This is a genomic window from Paenibacillus sp. cl130 (assembly GCF_900116035.1).
In the GTDB taxonomy this organism is placed as follows: domain Bacteria; phylum Bacillota; class Bacilli; order Paenibacillales; family Paenibacillaceae; genus Paenibacillus; species Paenibacillus polymyxa_B.
Genome location: NZ_FOYG01000003.1, coordinates 313699 through 329928, shown reverse-complemented (window position 1 = coordinate 329928; position 16230 = coordinate 313699). Strand labels below are relative to the sequence as shown.

15 protein-coding genes and 1 riboswitch are annotated in these 16230 nt (G+C 40.2%); of the genes, 5 read left to right on the top strand and 10 right to left on the bottom strand.

The features are described from left to right. Positions 1-16: 16 nt before the first annotated feature. Entirely contained in the window at positions 17-1720 is a 1704-nt protein-coding gene (locus BM358_RS10700) for a helix-turn-helix domain-containing protein (protein ID WP_028541264.1), read from the top strand. Here BM358_RS10700 and BM358_RS27145 read toward each other — a convergent pair. From BM358_RS27145 to BM358_RS10690, 3 genes are all read right to left on the bottom strand, one after another. Next, on the bottom strand, positions 1717-1887 hold the full coding sequence (locus tag BM358_RS27145; RefSeq protein WP_371263070.1) for an NAD(P)-binding domain-containing protein: 171 nt from the start codon (positions 1885-1887) through the stop codon (positions 1717-1719). The genes BM358_RS10700 and BM358_RS27145 overlap by 4 nt on opposite strands. A gap of 415 nt (positions 1888-2302) precedes the next feature. Then, positions 2303-3064 carry an SDR family oxidoreductase gene (locus tag BM358_RS10695; RefSeq protein ID WP_028541265.1) on the bottom strand — a complete coding sequence of 254 codons (762 nt, stop codon included), beginning with the start codon at positions 3062-3064 and terminating at the stop codon, positions 2303-2305. A gap of 536 nt (positions 3065-3600) precedes the next feature. Continuing rightward, positions 3601-4566: a flavodoxin family protein gene (locus BM358_RS10690; protein ID WP_049828394.1), complete on the bottom strand. Its 966-nt coding sequence runs from the start codon at positions 4564-4566 to the stop codon at positions 3601-3603. A gap of 311 nt (positions 4567-4877) precedes the next feature. Between BM358_RS10690 and BM358_RS10685 the strand changes: the two genes are divergently transcribed. Further along, the gene (locus BM358_RS10685; protein ID WP_028541267.1) at positions 4878-6431 is read left to right on the top strand and encodes a PucR family transcriptional regulator; all 1554 of its coding nucleotides are present in this window, start codon (positions 4878-4880) and stop codon (positions 6429-6431) included. A 156-nt stretch (positions 6432-6587) separates the two neighbouring features. Here BM358_RS10685 and BM358_RS10680 read toward each other — a convergent pair whose 3' ends face one another. From BM358_RS10680 to BM358_RS10665, 4 genes are all read right to left on the bottom strand, one after another. Beyond that, positions 6588-6902 carry a DMT family transporter gene (locus BM358_RS10680; RefSeq protein WP_023988641.1) on the bottom strand — a complete coding sequence of 105 codons (315 nt, stop codon included), beginning with the start codon at positions 6900-6902 and terminating at the stop codon, positions 6588-6590. 3 nt (positions 6903-6905) lie between these two features. Next, the gene (locus BM358_RS10675; protein WP_023988640.1) at positions 6906-7247 is read right to left on the bottom strand and encodes a DMT family transporter; all 342 of its coding nucleotides are present in this window, start codon (positions 7245-7247) and stop codon (positions 6906-6908) included. Positions 7248-7341: 94 nt separating this feature from the next. Continuing rightward, positions 7342-7440, bottom strand: a riboswitch (guanidine-I (ykkC/yxkD leader). An 84-nt stretch (positions 7441-7524) separates the two neighbouring features. Continuing rightward, the gene (locus BM358_RS10670; protein WP_028541268.1) at positions 7525-8043 is read right to left on the bottom strand and encodes a spermidine/spermine N(1)-acetyltransferase; all 519 of its coding nucleotides are present in this window, start codon (positions 8041-8043) and stop codon (positions 7525-7527) included. 26 nt (positions 8044-8069) lie between these two features. Beyond that, entirely contained in the window at positions 8070-8522 is a 453-nt protein-coding gene (locus BM358_RS10665; protein ID WP_028541269.1) for a MarR family winged helix-turn-helix transcriptional regulator, read from the bottom strand. Between the two features lie 114 nt (positions 8523-8636). Here BM358_RS10665 and BM358_RS10660 point away from each other — a divergent pair, with 114 nt between their 5' ends. Beyond that, positions 8637-9281 (top strand): YczE/YyaS/YitT family protein, encoded by a 645-nt coding sequence (locus BM358_RS10660; protein ID WP_028541270.1) that lies wholly within the window; start codon positions 8637-8639, stop codon positions 9279-9281. A gap of 218 nt (positions 9282-9499) precedes the next feature. After that, positions 9500-10414, top strand: coding sequence for a dihydrodipicolinate synthase family protein (locus BM358_RS10655; RefSeq protein ID WP_028541271.1), 915 nt, complete (start codon positions 9500-9502; stop codon positions 10412-10414). A 350-nt stretch (positions 10415-10764) separates the two neighbouring features. On the opposite strand, the gene BM358_RS10650 is transcribed toward BM358_RS10655, so the two are convergent. The 3 genes from BM358_RS10650 to BM358_RS10640 form a co-directional block, all read right to left on the bottom strand. After that, positions 10765-12627, bottom strand: coding sequence for a beta-glucoside-specific PTS transporter subunit IIABC (locus tag BM358_RS10650; RefSeq protein WP_028541272.1), 1863 nt, complete (start codon positions 12625-12627; stop codon positions 10765-10767). A 105-nt stretch (positions 12628-12732) separates the two neighbouring features. Beyond that, positions 12733-14178 carry a glycoside hydrolase family 1 protein gene (locus BM358_RS10645; RefSeq protein WP_028541273.1) on the bottom strand — a complete coding sequence of 482 codons (1446 nt, stop codon included), beginning with the start codon at positions 14176-14178 and terminating at the stop codon, positions 12733-12735. Positions 14179-14199: 21 nt separating this feature from the next. After that, positions 14200-14640: a DMT family transporter gene (locus BM358_RS10640; protein ID WP_023988632.1), complete on the bottom strand. Its 441-nt coding sequence runs from the start codon at positions 14638-14640 to the stop codon at positions 14200-14202. 346 nt (positions 14641-14986) lie between these two features. On the opposite strand from BM358_RS10640, the gene BM358_RS10635 reads away from it, so the two are divergent. Continuing rightward, positions 14987-15880 (top strand): LysR family transcriptional regulator, encoded by an 894-nt coding sequence (locus tag BM358_RS10635; protein ID WP_023988631.1) that lies wholly within the window; start codon positions 14987-14989, stop codon positions 15878-15880. Positions 15881-16230 lie beyond the last annotated feature (350 nt).

The window sequence follows — 16230 nt, the reverse complement described above, 5'->3', positions numbered from 1 at the left end:
GGTTAAGGAGCACAACATGGAACGTTCAACAATTGACGGAAAAGAAATTTCCTTTTTGCCGAATGAAGGATACGACATATACATCCCTCAAAGCGTGAGCCTTTTCCGCAGGCTGTCCTGCAAACAGCTTATCCCGAGCTCGCCTGGGGCGCATCGCCTCGTCGTGTTTAAGTCGACATCCGGTGTGTTACACTTGAGGAAGCATTTCGTGCAGACCGAAAAAAACGATGTCTTACTGCTTGCACCTGATGCGCAGGCCAGCATTCAATTCGTCGATCCGCACGAAGAAACATTGGGGGCTTCATCGTCCGCCACGCAGCTGAATACCGCGGCGGCCATCGTCATCGTGTTCAGTGTATACCGGCTTGGAGAGTCGAAACCAGCCAATGAATTACTGTCCATGATTCCGTACGAGACGCGCATGAACATTACTGACGAATCAAGGTTACTTGATTTGGCAGGAACGCTCGACCTCTCATTGAAGCGCCCCACTCCCGTTCCCGAAGAGTCGAGATTGAAACAGCAGATTGCGTTGCAGGAATTACTCCTGTTCCTGATGGAAAACATTCGACGGAATACGGAAATATCCGATAACATTCAAGCGGTGAAGCATACCGTCACTTATATCGAATCTCACTATCAGCAAAACATTACGGCCCGCCAGTTGTACAGCATCGCAGGTGTAGCTAAATGGCAATACAGTACCTTATTCAAGTCCATTACAGGAAAAAAACCGTTGGACTACGTGTTGGATATTCGTATGAAACACGCCAAGCGGCTGTTGTTACAGACCGAGGACACGATTGCACAGATTGCCCAAGCCGTGGGATTCAAGGATGAGAGTTACTTTTCGCGCAAGTTTAGACAAACGGAAGGGATCACTCCCCGCCAGTACGAGGAGGCTGCTTCAGTCAGCTCATCTCCCGTGCTCATGCCAGAGGTTCCTTACAAACGGATCGTTGCCGTTGGTTATTCACTGGGTGATCTATTGTCCTTGGGTATCACGCCGATAGGCGCAGATGTGGAGATCATAGGTAAAAGAGGTCTGTACTGGGATTCCATCAATGGTATTGAGGATATTGGATTACTGGGTGAACCGGGCAAAATACGTAAGCTTCTTCCTGACCTGATCATTCATTCTGGTTTCCGTCAAGATTGGATCGAAGAATTGGCATCCATTGCCCCAACCGTGCTCATCGATCGCTATGAACACGTCTATTCAAGAATCATGCAAACAGCAGAGCTAATGAATCGGCAGAAGCTTGCACAACAATGGATTTATCGGCATCGCGCTGCAAGTAAACGAATGTGGATAGGCCTGGCGAAGCATATGGATGTTAAGCAAACAGCAGCTGTGTTTTCCATCGTTGAGGGCAATCTCTACATCATGAGCATGAAAGGATTTGCAGTTACTGTATACCACCCTGACGGCATGCAGCCTCCTCCGAAGGTGAAGGAACTAATCCGGGCAGGCATTCCTTTTCAACTGACGCGACCGGAACATGCCTGTAGCTATGAAGCCAATACCCATTTTATTCTCATGGATAACGATCCCCGTACGATCCGGTTATACAGAAGACTGATGCAGTTACCATACTGGAACTCGAAAAGCATCGACCGTATTATTCTTACCGAGAACAAGTACAATTTCGATGATCCGCTCACGATGGACAGATTGTTGCTAGAGCTTCCTCAGATGATTCTGAAGAAAAGTCACTAATGACCACATTGATTTCTCCACGCCAAAAATAGGGATGTAATCAATCGCCTCTTACTACGATTGGTTACATCCCTATCCCCTACAACGTCATATCCTGCAGCCACTGCAAAACAAGCAATCGTACTTCCAATATTACCGACTCCAATAAATCCAATGTTTTTTTTCATATGTCAATGTTCCTCGTCTGATGTTTGTTCACTGTAAGTTTTTTATTGATTATCTTGGCTTGGGACAAGAACTGTACCGATAAAATAGCGACTTTCAATGGGACCTTGTTCTTGTCCCTCGACATCCTTGTAGTATGTATTCAGATAATATTCGCACAAATCTCGGGGATCATGCGGTGACTAGTGTTTCCTTATTCGATCGCAAAAAACGAGAAAAACGATATGCAGCTCACATACATGATAATGATATCTAAATATAACTAAAAAATGACGGGATCGTGTGTCAACGCTCCTGTCATTTTATAACATTATTTTTGACATTACATCTCTTTCAATTGAATATTACTTTAACCTTGCAAGGATCTTACTTCGATGATTATATATTTTGAAGCATGTGTGCTCGTTAAACAGTGGATTAGAAGCCTGCCGTCCAACCAGCGTCTGCAGCTATAACAGCCCCGTTCACAAAGCTCGATTCGTCTGAAGCCAGGAAAAGGGCTACTTTTGCGATTTCTTCCGCCTGCCCTACGCGAGGAATTACGCCTTGTGTAACCTTCGTTCGGGACGCGCCAAACTCATTTAAGTTATGAATCGTTGAAGTAATGTTTGTGGCTGTCGCTCCTGGCGCAATGGCATTGCATCGGATACCTTTTTGAGCATACATGAACCCCGTGTTTTTCGTAATACCGATTACCGCATGCTTTGAGGCAGTGTAAGCAGCGCCCGCATGCGCGCCGCTGAAGCCGCCCGTAGATGCCGTATTTATAATCACTCCATTCCCTTTATCCAGGAAGATCGGGATAACTTTTCGAATCGAACGCATAACGCTTTTTGTGTTAACATCGAATATAAAATCCCATGTCTCGTCGTCCACATCTCCTACAGGCGCCATGTTATCCATAACGCCCGCATTGTTAACTAAAATATCGAGAGTTCCGAATTCATTAACAGCAGTATCGATCATAGCATGAATATCATTTAAATCAGCAACATTGGTTTTTACTGCGACGGCGGTTCCGCCAGCTGATTTAATTCCTGCTGCAACCGATTCAGCTCCTTCAATGTTCAGGTCTGAAACAATAACACTTGCGCCTTCTTTTGCAAATAATTCTGCAATTGCTTTCCCCATTCCTGATGCTGAGCCTGTAATGACCGCAACTTTTCCTCCCAAACGCATGAAAAATCCCTCCAATGTTTTTTTGAACAACCGTTCATCTGAAGTATGGATCAAATTCTAAATCAAAGTCAATTGTACGAAAGTACACGCCCGAACGGGGGATTCTCAAGAACGAGCGCCTCAAAAGGCTGCCTCATGAAAGTCCCTGAAGAACTGTGTAGGTGATTAGTTCACGTATTGGAGCTAGTCTGATGAATCTTTTCAAAGGAGTTTAACGATTAGTGTCAGGTCAATTTTTAGGGATTGATCCAGGTGATGCGGTTAGTTACAGCAACAAAGGATTTATGTTCAGAAACTTATTGCATCTGACTGGTCTTTACATAACTAAGTGATATTCCAGAGTGATACTTTTTGAAGTTTTCCCAACAACTAAATTAATCATTAATGATCTTAGGTCCTATAAACCAAAAGAGTGTATAAGATGAAAAACTGACGCCGTTTAGACCAGCTCCAACCATGCCTACTTCAGCAAGCATCTTACCAGCCAAATTCGCTCTCAGCCTTTCAAAAAAAGAATAAGCACTTTATCCGGAATATCATTTACGAGCAGGTCTGGAATAAGATAAATAGTTTTTGTATTTTTTTAATCTTTCAGGCAACTCGCCAGCCTTGGAATTAGGTTTTAATGAAACTTTATATAATTCATCCGCATGCTCGAATTTCCCGGAGATTAGAACATGAGAATGCGCTCTATCTTCTTCCGCGACATTGAATTTAACTTTGCCCTGTTCAACCTCCAAAGTGCCCTTTACACCGCAAATTCCGCATATTGCAGGATAATTATCATCATGATTCCTGATTTCAACGAGTTTGGAATGACAGATTGGACATAAACCAGATTCGCCAATATATTTCGCTTCCGTATTCGGGTTCATTAGTGTTTCAGCCACATGACGACCAGATTGCCTAGCTCTGTTCAATTCATTTTCCTTGAAGACTACTGATCCAGGCAAGCCAACCCAATTGACCAGCATTTTGTCTACAACATTGATTTGCATCGGCAGCGTGAAAAGATGGAGCATCGGCAGAGCAAGTGTGTCCCACTCACTCCCACCTACAGCTATAAGAGAAGCCACTCTTTGTTTAAAGCTTCTTTCATCTGGGCCTTTACCAGTAGTTATTCCTCTTTCTTCGCGTTGCTTCTTGGCAATCATTCGGAAGGCAATATCATGGGAAGGGCCCATCCGGTCATTCAGAGTCTTCAACAGTCCACTCGGACTCTTCTCATAAATGGCTGAGCTCACAATTAACCCGTCGCATTCCATTATTTTTTCTTCAATAAATCCATAATCATCGTTCTTTATCACACAATCTCCTGAGCCACACTTTTCAAGCAGGCTGACTACACAAGCATTACAACCGGTGCAAGGTTTAATTTGCAGGTCATTAAGACGTATAAGCTCTACCTCGGCACCTATCTCTTCAGCACCCATCAGAGCTTCCTTCACAAGGATTTCTGAATTACTCATCCTTCTACCGCAACTGATCCCTAAAATTTTCATTAATATCCTCCTGCAATTTGTATTTGTTAGGCATAGATCCTGAAGCAAATCCATGCGAGAGTTTCAGCTTTCTCCACTAATTTCGCATAAATTTCCTCACATAATTCCAAAACTATTCCCTCACAGAGTTCTGATTTTAAACAATATTACTCATTTTTTGATTAAAGTGTCATTTATTGCAGCGTGTAATAATTTCAGTATATATAATAAAAACGTTATATCCCATGTGCTGGAATTTAAATATGGTCCAATATAGTGACGATGTTTTGTAATATTGCACAAGGATTAAAAAGCTTTTGGAGGCTGCTCTCGTGAAAATTCAAAAAATAATCAGAAAACTTAGCGACTGTTATCTTTCCTTGCCCGAAGAGGCCATGCAAACAAAAGAAATCAGTGAATTTACTATCCTGCGGTTGAGTTCCATTTTCCAGGCTGACACCGCTTATATAGGCAAGCTTTCGGATTTGCCAAAGGACTTTCCTACAGACACTCCTCTTTTCTGCATTCAGGATTGTGATGCACTTGTAGACTCTTATACTTGTCTTACCCTTCTGCCAAATGGACTGGATCTGCTGGATCTTTCGGGAAAGATTTCATCTATACTTGCTCATGAGAATCGGCTCATTGAGCATATGCACACTCTGATATCCGCACTTTACTCAAACAAAGGTTTACAATACTTGACAAACGAGGCCTCACGCATCTTTGGTAATCCGGTAATCATTGTCGACGCAGGCTATAAGTTACTCGCTATGTGTCAGGCCTCCATCCCCAGCCGACCTGATATCGAACAGCAGCGAAATTTGGGTTATATTCTTGACAGTAATATTGAGAGCATGAAGAAATCCAATCTGTACGAATTAACCCGTATGGCTCTTACTCCTTATTATTCACGCGATCCCGAGACCAACGACTGTTGGATAACAGCTTTTGTGTACGTACATGGTATAGAATTCGCGCAGGTCAGTGTTATGGAACTGGATCGTAAATTTACAGATATTGATTTTGAACTCGTACAATTTCTTTGTGAGCTAGTTTCGGTAGAATTGCAAAAGAACGACTTTTATAATTGCAATCAAGGAATGATGCATAGTTTTTTGCTTTCCGAACTGCTTACAGGCGAGCTCAATGATGCTAATGTCATCGCAATGCGACTGGCTCATCTGGAATGGACGCTTACACCTTACCTGAGAGTGATGACCTTGACAGACCTGAAGAACGGCTTTTTTGACGGGAAAGTTCAGTTGGTTGCACAGCATATGATCCAATTACTTCCGGATAGCCGTTGGATCGTATATCAGGGACGTATTGTATTTCTCATTTCCCTCGTTGATTCATCCTGTAAAATCATTGCTGAAGACAAACGAATTCTGGAATTTCTCCAAGTAAACGGCATAACTGCTTCGCTGAGTGACTGCTTTAGTCATTTAACCTTTTTGCGAAAATATTATAAGCAATGCCTAACCGCCATCGAGATTGGTTTCCAACTTCATTCTAACAAGCCAGTGTATATGTATGAGGACTATCTCTGCGAGCATATTGGAAAAATCATATCGGAACAGAACGATCTCGCTGACTTCTGCCATCCAGTTATCCAAAAGTTAATTGCTTATGACAATGCCCACAAAACAAGTTTGCTGTCTACCCTTGAAGCCTATCTTCAATATGTGGACACTCCAAATATTGCTGCTAAAACACTTTTTATTCATAGAAATACTTTGTTCTATCGAATCAACAGGATACGTGAGCTTTTTGAGATTGATCTAAGCGATGGTGATATTCGTCTGAAGCTTCAAATGACTCTTCATTTTCTAAAACTGAAAACACAACGCGGCGATCCTAAAGATCAGAGTATAGAAGGATAAGCAAATGCAAAAAAAACATGCAGACAAAATTTCTTATCGATACTTTGTCTGCACGCTGGTCTTTTCTATCTATTTTTAAATTTAATGATAGTCCATAAGCATTCAGATAGTTCGCTGCTGTTCTAAGATGACCAGTATGTCTAATTCCATCATTAATCAGCTTACCAGCTTTAGGCCAACTGCTGAACCGAGTACCATCGCAATGAACAGAATTCTCGCGGTATTACGCGGTTCACTGTAAAAGATCATGCCCAATATGGCCCCGCCAGAAGCCCCAATACCGGTCCAGACAGCGTAGGCCGTTCCCATGGGTAGTGTTTCCATGGCCAGGGATAGAAACAAGAAGCTCAATCCAAAGCCTGCAAGCAAGTAAAAAGCAGACAGGAAATTCCGATCTTTATGGAGCTTATTAATCATGAGAACTCCCATCATCTCAAATACGCCTGCCAAAATTAGAAATACCCAGTTCATACGTCAGTGCACCTCTTTTCCTTGTTTCTTCTCTTTGCTCTGTATTTTGAGCCCTACAACTCCGAGCAGAAGCACCCCGATTAGCAACAATTTAGATCCCTGTACCTCAGCATCAAACAACAAAATTTCTGCCAATACAGTGCCGGCCGTTCCCAACCCGACAAACACTGCATACACCGTACCTACCGGAAGCGTACGGGAAGCCATAATCATGAGTATGAAACTTACTAAAATTCCAACTAAAGTGCCCCCCCACTCTAACCATCCGCTGGCATGTTTCAGGCCGATGACCCATCCAACTTCAAATAATGCCGCAATTACAACAGATAACCATGTCTTGTTCATTCTGTGCTTCCTCCTTTTTGATAATGCTGCAAATGTAGTATGGATTTATAGCAGCAATAAAAAAAGCCTGAGAGAATACTGCATACAGCAGTTTTTCTCCCAGGCTTTTATCCCTCCGTGGCACAGTACGACGACTGTGAGTTTTCTCTCGGACCAGCCGATATTACATCGCGGAACCCTAGAAAACATTTTTGAATTCAATTATAGTTAACATTATACACATTAGTGAATAAATTACAATATAAAAATTAATAAGAATTCGTATATCATCCTAAACTTATATCATTGTTTTGGTCATTATGAAATCAATTTGTTCTTCATCACCCATATAAAAAGAGTGTGCGCCAGTTTGAACAAACCCCATTTTCTTATAAAAAGCAATGGCGTTTTCATTTTTTTCCCATACACCGAGCCAGATTTTCTTCTTATTATGTTCCATCGCAATTTCCATAGCTTTATTTAGCAGATATTTACCAAGCCCATGTTTTTGAAATTTATTTTTTATATAAATCCTCTCAATTTCGAGCGACTCATCACCCAGTTTTTCGGATTGGGCGTCATTCATATTTACCTTTAAATATCCAGCCAGTTCTTCATTGAAATAGATGAAAAAGATTTCTGAAGAGTCGTTGGACAATTCCTCCTCCAACTGTTTAAAGTTAAATGCTCTTTCCAAATAGGCTTTCATATTTTCAGGTGAATTCTGATCTTTAAAAGTATCGTTGAATGTTTCAATACTTATTTCTTGGAGTATTTGTAAATCTTCACGGCTGCACTTTATTATTTTCACAGTCACTTTAATGCATCTCTCCTTCATGTAAATCAATAATTTCTTTTGTTCCCCTTTTTTACAAATTCCCAGTCATCCCCTATATTTTCTCTTACTCTTTGAAGAAGATTGAAAATGGTTTCTACTTCTCTTTCCGAAAATCCCTCTAATGCAATGTTATTGGAATAATCATTTTCTCTTTTTATAAAAGGATATACATTGTTTCCTTTATCTGTTGGATAGAGTTTTTTAATTTTTTGGTTATGGTTATCTTCTTTCTTTTCAATAAAGCCATTAATTACAAGTTTTTTTATAGCACGAGATGCAGTTGTTCGATCTACTTTTATCATCTCGGCTAACTTTTCTTGAATGATTCCTGGGTTTTCACATATTCGCACAAGGTACAAATACTGCCCTTTTGTAAGGTCATATTCTTTAAATTCTATATTACTTATAGAATCTAATGCCCTTGCGATCATTCCAATTTCACGAAGCACTTCCTTCATAGTTAACTCCTTCGAACCTATTTTGTTGCAAATGCAATAAAAATGATATATATTGAATTTACCTTATTTTTATTGCATTTGCAACATAAAATTATTTTAAAGAGGTCGAGTAATGTGAAATATGTTTTTTTCGTATTAGGAATTTTTATATTATCCCTTGGAATTTCGTTCACTATACAATCAGACCTTGGGACTTCACCTTTTGATGCACTTTTGGTAGGACTGTCCATAAATGTGGGGCTTACTGTGGGAAGTTGGGAAATCATAATAGCTATAATATTGATATGTTGTAATTCGCTTTTAAAAAGACAAAGACCTGAAGTTTTGGGGTTGTTAACAGCATTTATAACGGGTATTGGTATTGATATGTGGCTTTTTTTATTACACAATTTAATAACACCTGAACTATGGTACAGCAAAGTTGTTTGTTTTGGAATTGGTTTAGTTGTTGTAGGATTAGGAACTGCAACATATTTACAGACAAATTTTGCACCAATTCCAGTTGACCGATTAACATTAATCATACAAGAATTTACTAGAACAAATCTATTTTTTTCGAGAACACTCATCTATCTTATATTCTTGATCATAGCAGTCATTTTAAATGGACCCATTGGCATTGGAACTTTGTTAACCGTTTGTTTAGGGGGGCTAATACTCAATTACTTTATGCCACTTACTGAAAACGTACTTGACCGCATATTAACACACTCTCATACATCACTAAATCATGAGAAAGATAAAAAGCATTCTATATAGAATGCTTTTTATCTTTCTCAACTAACCTGATCTGTTAAAAGATGTAATATCCAAGTTGAGACTGAAGCTTGATGCTCATATCTCTTTGTTTCGATCTTAAGTTTGTCTAGAAGAATTGGTACTGTTATTTGTCTCTCAATTGGTACTTTAATTGTGTCTAATTCATTTTTATAATGTGTTTGTATTTTGAAGGTCAATTAATAAAGGAGTGTAGCTTTATGTTCTGTGGATTATCTGCTTTTCCACTCACGCCAGTTAACGAGACAGGTATTAACGAAAAAGCATTTGTGACACTAATTCAACGATTAGTTGCAGCTGGTGTAGACTCAATTGGTGCATTGGGTTCAACTGGAAATTATGCATATCTTAATCGAGAAGAACGTTTACGTGTGCTTCGACTTGCTGTCCATTCATCTGAAGGGATTCCCGTGATGACAAGTATAAGTGCGATTCGTACTTCTGAAGTACTTCGATTAGCGGAAGATGCACAAAGAGCAGGAGCAAGCGCAGTGCTGTTAGCTCCTGTTTCTTACCAGGCATTAACAAATGAAGAGGTATATTCGTTGTATGAACAGGTGACAAGCTCGCTCTCTATTCCGCTCTGCGTATATGATAATCCGGGGACTACACATTTTCATTTCAGTGATGAGTTGCACGGTCGGATTGCTGAGCTGTCTAACGTTCGTTCTATCAAGATTCCTGGAGTGCCTTCTGATCCTGAAGCAGCCAAGGCACGCATTAGAAAACTGCGAACGGCCATTCCTCCCCATGTAACTATAGGAGTAAGTGGAGACTCATCCGCAGTCACTGGCTTGGATGCAGGCTGTGAAGTATGGTACTCAGTTCTTGGTGGTTTGTTTCCAAGGGCGTGCCAAAAAATGACCCGTTTGGCCCAGTCCGGTTTTGCTGAAGAAGCGAAACAACTCTCGGCGCTACTTGAACCGCTTTGGTCGTTATTTCGTCAATATGGCAGCCTTCGCGTTATTTCAGCAGCAGCAGAAATAAGTGGCTTGATCTCAAGTCCCAGTCTTCCTTTGCCCTTACAACCATTGAATCAATCAGCTAGAGAACACTTGAAATTCATACTAAAGGATCTTCAGTCTACAGAAACATTCTGTTCACCATTCGGCTAATACCTTTTCGAAGGGGAGACTACTAAGCACGTATGCATTAAAATTTTTCGTTATGAGTGTTGGAGGAACAACAGATGTGGTTCACATTTGCAATTGGTGCTGAACGTGTTCTAGAGGCTTTGAATTACATTGTCCTAGAAGCAAACTCATTACCTCTCGAAGTCGATAAGGCTATTTCGAGACCTTATTGTCCAATACTTTGCTGAACTACCCAAGCATTCGTAATTTCTTAATCCTTTTCTTCGTTAGCAACAGAACTATCTACTAAAAAAAGCCAGCTATAATAGCTATAGCTGGCTGTTATACGTTTTTTCAATTTACTTCCAAGATCAAATCCATGCTGTCCTGTGTTAAACCAAATTTGAAGATGAAACGCTAGGTTTTGCAGGAATCACATGTAATAACTGTTTTGAATTTGGATCCTCCAGATTCACATGCACTTGATCATAATTAAATGAATTCGTAACAATAACCATTACCGTAGGATCATAACCCGCAGCCTTAATTTGCTCCAAGTTAAACTCAACTAATTTGTCATCAATGCCAATTCTATCATTTTTCTTAACCAATGGTTTAAAGTGTTGTCCCTTTAATTTCACAGTATTAATACCGATATGAATCAAAAGTTCTATACCGGAATCAGATACAATGCCAATCGCATGCCCGGTTTTGTACACGCTGCTTACCGTTCCGTTTACCGGAGCTGTAACAATTCCGCTAATTGGAACAATCCCTGCTCCTTTACCCATCGCTTCAGAAGCAAACACCTCATCGCTTACACTGCTTAAAGGAACAATTTGGCCATTCACAGGTACCACAACCTCGTTTGGATTTGCTTGATCACTCAAATTCGTCACACTCTTATTCGAAACACCGAAGAAATAAGTTAAAATGACGGCTCCAAAGAAAGCAATAATTAATCCGATGACTTCTCCAATGAAACCTTGGCCTAAATAAGTTGGAATAGCCAACAAGCTAGGAAATGTAAATGTGGATGCATGTACTTCAAACGATCCAATGACAGCGCCTCCAATACCAGCAGCGATCATTGCACAGTAGAATGGACGCTTTAATTTAAGGGTTACGCCGTAAATTGCCGGTTCAGTGATACCAAAAATGGCTGTGATTGCTGCAGAACCCGATAGGCCTTTGATTTTGGCATCCTTGGTTTTCAAAAATACGCCTAGAGCAGCACCTGCTTGAGAAAGTACGGCTGCACATACAATTGGCAACCATTGGTCGTATCCTTGATTAGCGACATTGTTTATCATCAGCGTAATCAGCGCCCAATGGACTCCGAAAATGACAATCGACTGATGGAACGCTCCTAAAACCAACCCAGCAAGTAATGGGGAGAAACCAAAGATTGCTAACAATACCATGGCGAACAGGTCACTGATCTTTGTGCCTAGAGGGCCGATAACAGCCAAAGTTAGAGGCAACATAATCACTAGAGAAACCAGAGGGGTTAGCATATTACGAATTGATTCCGGAAAGAATTTGTTCAACAAAGGTTCCAAGTAAGAGAGGCCCCAAATCGACAACAGAATGGGAAACACAGACGCCGTATACGTAATTGGTATGATCGGTATGCCAAAGAAATCAATCGTTTGTGAATTGGATACGATCTCTACTAAAGACGGATGAATGAGTGCACCAGCTAACGAAACGGCTACGAATGGGTTGACTTTAAGCTTCTTGGCCGCAGTAAATGCCAAGAAAATCGGCAAAAAATAGAAAATGGCATCACTTGCTGCATTCCATATTTTATACGCACCACTGTCAGTCGATATCCAGTTCATTGTTGTAAATAAAGCTAGAATGCCTTTCAAAATTCCGGATCCAGCCAAGGCTCCCAGAAATGGCGTAAATACGGCCGAAACAAAATCCATCAACTGACTGACAGGATTAAATTTCCCAGTTCGTTTTTCTGAAGCGCTTTCATTGTTGCTAGAAGCATGTAATGCCATTCCAGGTAATGATGTTAGTGCATCATAGACTTGAGCAACGGAATTACCAACAACCACCTGATACTGTCCGGCACTATTGACGACGGTAATGACCCCATCTGTGTTTTCAATCTTTTTGGTATCTGCAGTACTCACATCATTTAATTTAAATCTCAATCTAGTGGCACAATGCCACACCGCATTTACATTCTCTTTTCCTCCTACGCCATCCAGAATATCCTTTGCCAATTTTTGATAACTCATAGTTGTCCCCCCTATTATAAATGCCCGGACCATTTTCCACATACCGTACTACTGAAACGATACAAAATGATCCGGGGGTGCCTTCATCATTTAGTGATTCTCATCCTAATCGTTGGTGGTTCTATGAAGATCCTCGCCGTTTGTATCAATAACTTGCTTATACCAGTAAAAACTATCTTTATAATGGAATTGCCCATTTCCATTACCTTCATCATCATAGTCCACATAAATAAAGCCATATCTTTTGCTCATTTCAGCAGTACCTGCACTGATGATGTCGAAAGGGGCCCAGGTACAATAGGCAAAAACATCTGCCCCTTCATGTATTGCCTCTTTCAGTGCTGCAATATGCTCCTGGTGGTATTCGATGCGATAATCGTCATGAACTTTATTGTCCGCTGTTAAAACATCTTTAAATCCAAGACCATTTTCAGCCACCATCATGGGAACATGATACCTGTCCCAATACTTAGACATGCAGAGATATAATCCTGAAGCATTTATAGACCAGCCCCAGCGATTCGCTTTCAAATGGGGATTTTTGACGGTAGAATTAGGGTCCATCGTATTCTCACTAGCTTTAACAGTATTTGACCAGTAATAAGAGACTGCAAGGAAATCGGCTGTATTGTTCCAAAGCAACTCTTTCTCCGATTCCGTAATTTCCAGCTGGATGTCATGGTCTTCGAAATACGTCAATGCATATTCTGGATACTCTCCTCGAATCAGAACATCGCTGTAGAAATATTGCATTCGATTCCGTCTGAAATTCAGTTCGACATCTGCAGGTTCACATGAATAAGGGGCGGTTAACGTATCGGCCAACATCATTCCCATTTGAAGGGATGGATTTAGCTTGTGGCCAAACTCAGTAATCTTTGCAGAAGCTACGAATTGGTGATGAACCGCTTGAAACTGAGACTGCTCGTAATGATCAACTTTATCTTTCAGTATGCCAAGGGAGGCAAATGCCTCTTTGTGGACAAGGTTAATTTGATTGATAATGATCCAATATTTAACGGTTTGATGATATCTTTGCAGGACGGTTTCCCCATACTTCACGAAGAAATCAATCAGTTTCGGGTTTGTCCAACCGCCATATTGCTCAACCAAATTTAAAGGCATTTCATAATGGAAAATCGTGACGATTGGCTCAATATTTTTTTCTTTCATGTACTCAAATAATCGATCATAGAAGGCCAAACCCTGCTCGTTTGGAGCGGTATCATCTCCATTCGGAAAAATCCTGCTCCAAGAAATAGACAACCGCAACGTTTTTACATGCATGTCTGCTAACGCATCGATATACTCACGGTATCGTTCGTAGAAATGTACTCCTTGGCGCTTAGGGAAATAGTATGTCCCATGTTTGTATTTTTCGTATGTTTCTGAATCCATGTTATTAAAATGTAGATCAATAGGATCAGCTCCTGGAATAAACGGCTGAATATCAGCGGTACTTAACCCTCTTCCATCCCTGCGATGTGCACCTTCTACTTGATTAGCAGCAATAGCTCCTCCCCACAGAAAGTCTTTTCTTATTTTGCTCATGTACGTTTCCCCCAAATGTATTTAAAATTTTTGTACGATAAAGACTCCTGCAATAACCAAAAGAGCTCCCAATAATCGAGGAATATTCAAAGTGTGCATACTAGCACCAATTAATCCAAAATGATCAATGATCACCGACACGATTATTTGTCCAGCTAAAACGTATCCAACCGTAGCTGCTACTCCTATTCTGGGCATGAGAATGGTTGTCGCCAATACATAGAAAGCACCCAGTAGTCCTCCTGTCCACATCCACCAGGGAGCTTCAAACCATTCTTTTTTGAACAACGATCCTTTTACAAAAAAAGATATGATTATTAATGAGATGGCACCTACTGTAAAAGAAATGGCCGAAGCAACAATAGGTGATCCCACCACCGTCCTTAGCTGCGCATTAACACTAAATTGTGTAGGCAAGGCCATTCCTGCCAATAATGCGAAAATTATGAATATGATAGCCATGTATTTTCCCCTTTCTCTTACTTTGATCAATTAGCCAATCTGAAATTGAACGAAGTGCTTCAATAAATCGTTTATCCGATTTTAGAACCACGAGAAAAGAAAATACCAAAAGAACGGTTTCAAGTGTGTCCATTGCAAAAGTAATCCCGCCTCACAGTATTATCCCCTCTCAAATTCTGAAGATTGAATATCCCCTACAGATGAGTCAATAATATAACTTAAATATGGGAATACTAGATTGGTCACCTTCTCAATTTATCGATTAATCATTGACAACCCGAGTATAATTCACGCAGTATAATAAGTAAAATTAATAATAAATATAGGAGGTATACTAAATACTTATATGGATATTAATTATGAACTCTATAAGATCTTCTATATCACAGTAAAAGCTGGAAGTATGTCTAATGCGGCAAAGGAACTATTTACATCACAATCGGCAGTTAGTCAGTCCATAAAACTGCTTGAAAATAAGCTAGGTGGACAGTTGTTCCATAGAAGGGCACAAGGAGTGTCCCTTACTGCGGAAGGAGAGATATTATATCAATATGTAGAACAAAGCTATGAGTTATTACAGGCGGCTGAAAGAAAATTTTTGGAATTAAGGAATTTAGATGCTGGCCAACTAAGAATAGCCGTAAGCACAACAGCTTGTAGTAACTTCTTGATGCAATACCTAGAGACATTCTCCTTGGCTTACCCTAATATCGAGATTTATATCAAAGATCAATCTACTCATTCTACAATTAAGCAGCTAGAGTCAGGCGAAGTTGACATAGGAATCATCAATCTGAACGGAAGCAGAGATTCTCTGACGGTGATTGGAAAAATAGAAATACAAGATTGTTTTGTAGTAGGTGAGAGATTTAAAGAAATATGTGATAAACCAATATTCTTAAAAGAACTAGTAGTAAATTACCCGATCATTCTCATGCAGAAAGGACTTAATACCAGAAAATATATTGACAACTTTTTCACTTCATATGGCTTAAAAGTAATACCTAAAATAGAACTGAGTACCATGGAACTGTTAATTGAGTTTGCTAAAAAAGGTTTGGGCATATCGTGTGTAATCGAGGATTTTGTTCGCAGCGATTTGGATCAACAACAGCTATTCATAGTGCCCATCCAAGAAATCATACCTAAAAGGTTTTTAAGTATTGCTATCAAAAAAGACTTGCCCCTTTCTTCAGCAGCTCAGAAGTTTATTGAGCTTTTTCAAAGCTGCACAGTATAAATTTATAAATTGGGTTATCTATTAAAGAATTGTCTAAAAAAAGCTCACTAAGGGCTTCTTATTTGACAGTCAACGAACCTCGCTTCAACCGCTCCAGAATGAGGTCGTCTGCTCCTGCGACAACTGGATGGTCGGTATAGTGAGCATTAAATAGGTAGATATCTAATCGGCAATGGAATAATCAAGTTCTTGTCCTTGGCTCGGAGCATGAACTTGATTTCTTAAAACAAAAAAGCCGTCATTTAGGCGGCTCCTAATGCAACATGGCTTTTGTCATCCGACATTTTTTTATTAACTCAAAGCTCAAGTTTACCAACCAATTTTTTTGAATCAATCTCCTCGTTCCGACA

Coding starts and splice junctions, on each gene's coding strand:
- BM358_RS10700 (WP_028541264.1), top strand. CDS start 17: ATGGAACGTTCAACAATTGACGGAAAAGAAATTTCCTTTTTGCCGAAT.
- BM358_RS27145 (WP_371263070.1), bottom strand. CDS start 1,887: ATGAAAAAAAACATTGGATTTATTGGAGTCGGTAATATTGGAAGTACG.
- BM358_RS10695 (WP_028541265.1), bottom strand. CDS start 3,064: ATGCGTTTGGGAGGAAAAGTTGCGGTCATTACAGGCTCAGCATCAGGA.
- BM358_RS10690 (WP_049828394.1), bottom strand. CDS start 4,566: ATGAAAATTTTAGGGATCAGTTGCGGTAGAAGGATGAGTAATTCAGAA.
- BM358_RS10680 (WP_023988641.1), bottom strand. CDS start 6,902: ATGAACTGGGTATTTCTAATTTTGGCAGGCGTATTTGAGATGATGGGA.
- BM358_RS10675 (WP_023988640.1), bottom strand. CDS start 7,247: ATGAACAAGACATGGTTATCTGTTGTAATTGCGGCATTATTTGAAGTT.
- BM358_RS10665 (WP_028541269.1), bottom strand. CDS start 8,522: ATGAAGGAAGTGCTTCGTGAAATTGGAATGATCGCAAGGGCATTAGAT.
- BM358_RS10655 (WP_028541271.1), top strand. CDS start 9,500: ATGTTCTGTGGATTATCTGCTTTTCCACTCACGCCAGTTAACGAGACA.
- BM358_RS10650 (WP_028541272.1), bottom strand. CDS start 12,627: ATGAGTTATCAAAAATTGGCAAAGGATATTCTGGATGGCGTAGGAGGA.
- BM358_RS10645 (WP_028541273.1), bottom strand. CDS start 14,178: ATGAGCAAAATAAGAAAAGACTTTCTGTGGGGAGGAGCTATTGCTGCT.
- BM358_RS10640 (WP_023988632.1), bottom strand. CDS start 14,640: ATGGCTATCATATTCATAATTTTCGCATTATTGGCAGGAATGGCCTTG.
- BM358_RS10635 (WP_023988631.1), top strand. CDS start 14,987: ATGGATATTAATTATGAACTCTATAAGATCTTCTATATCACAGTAAAA.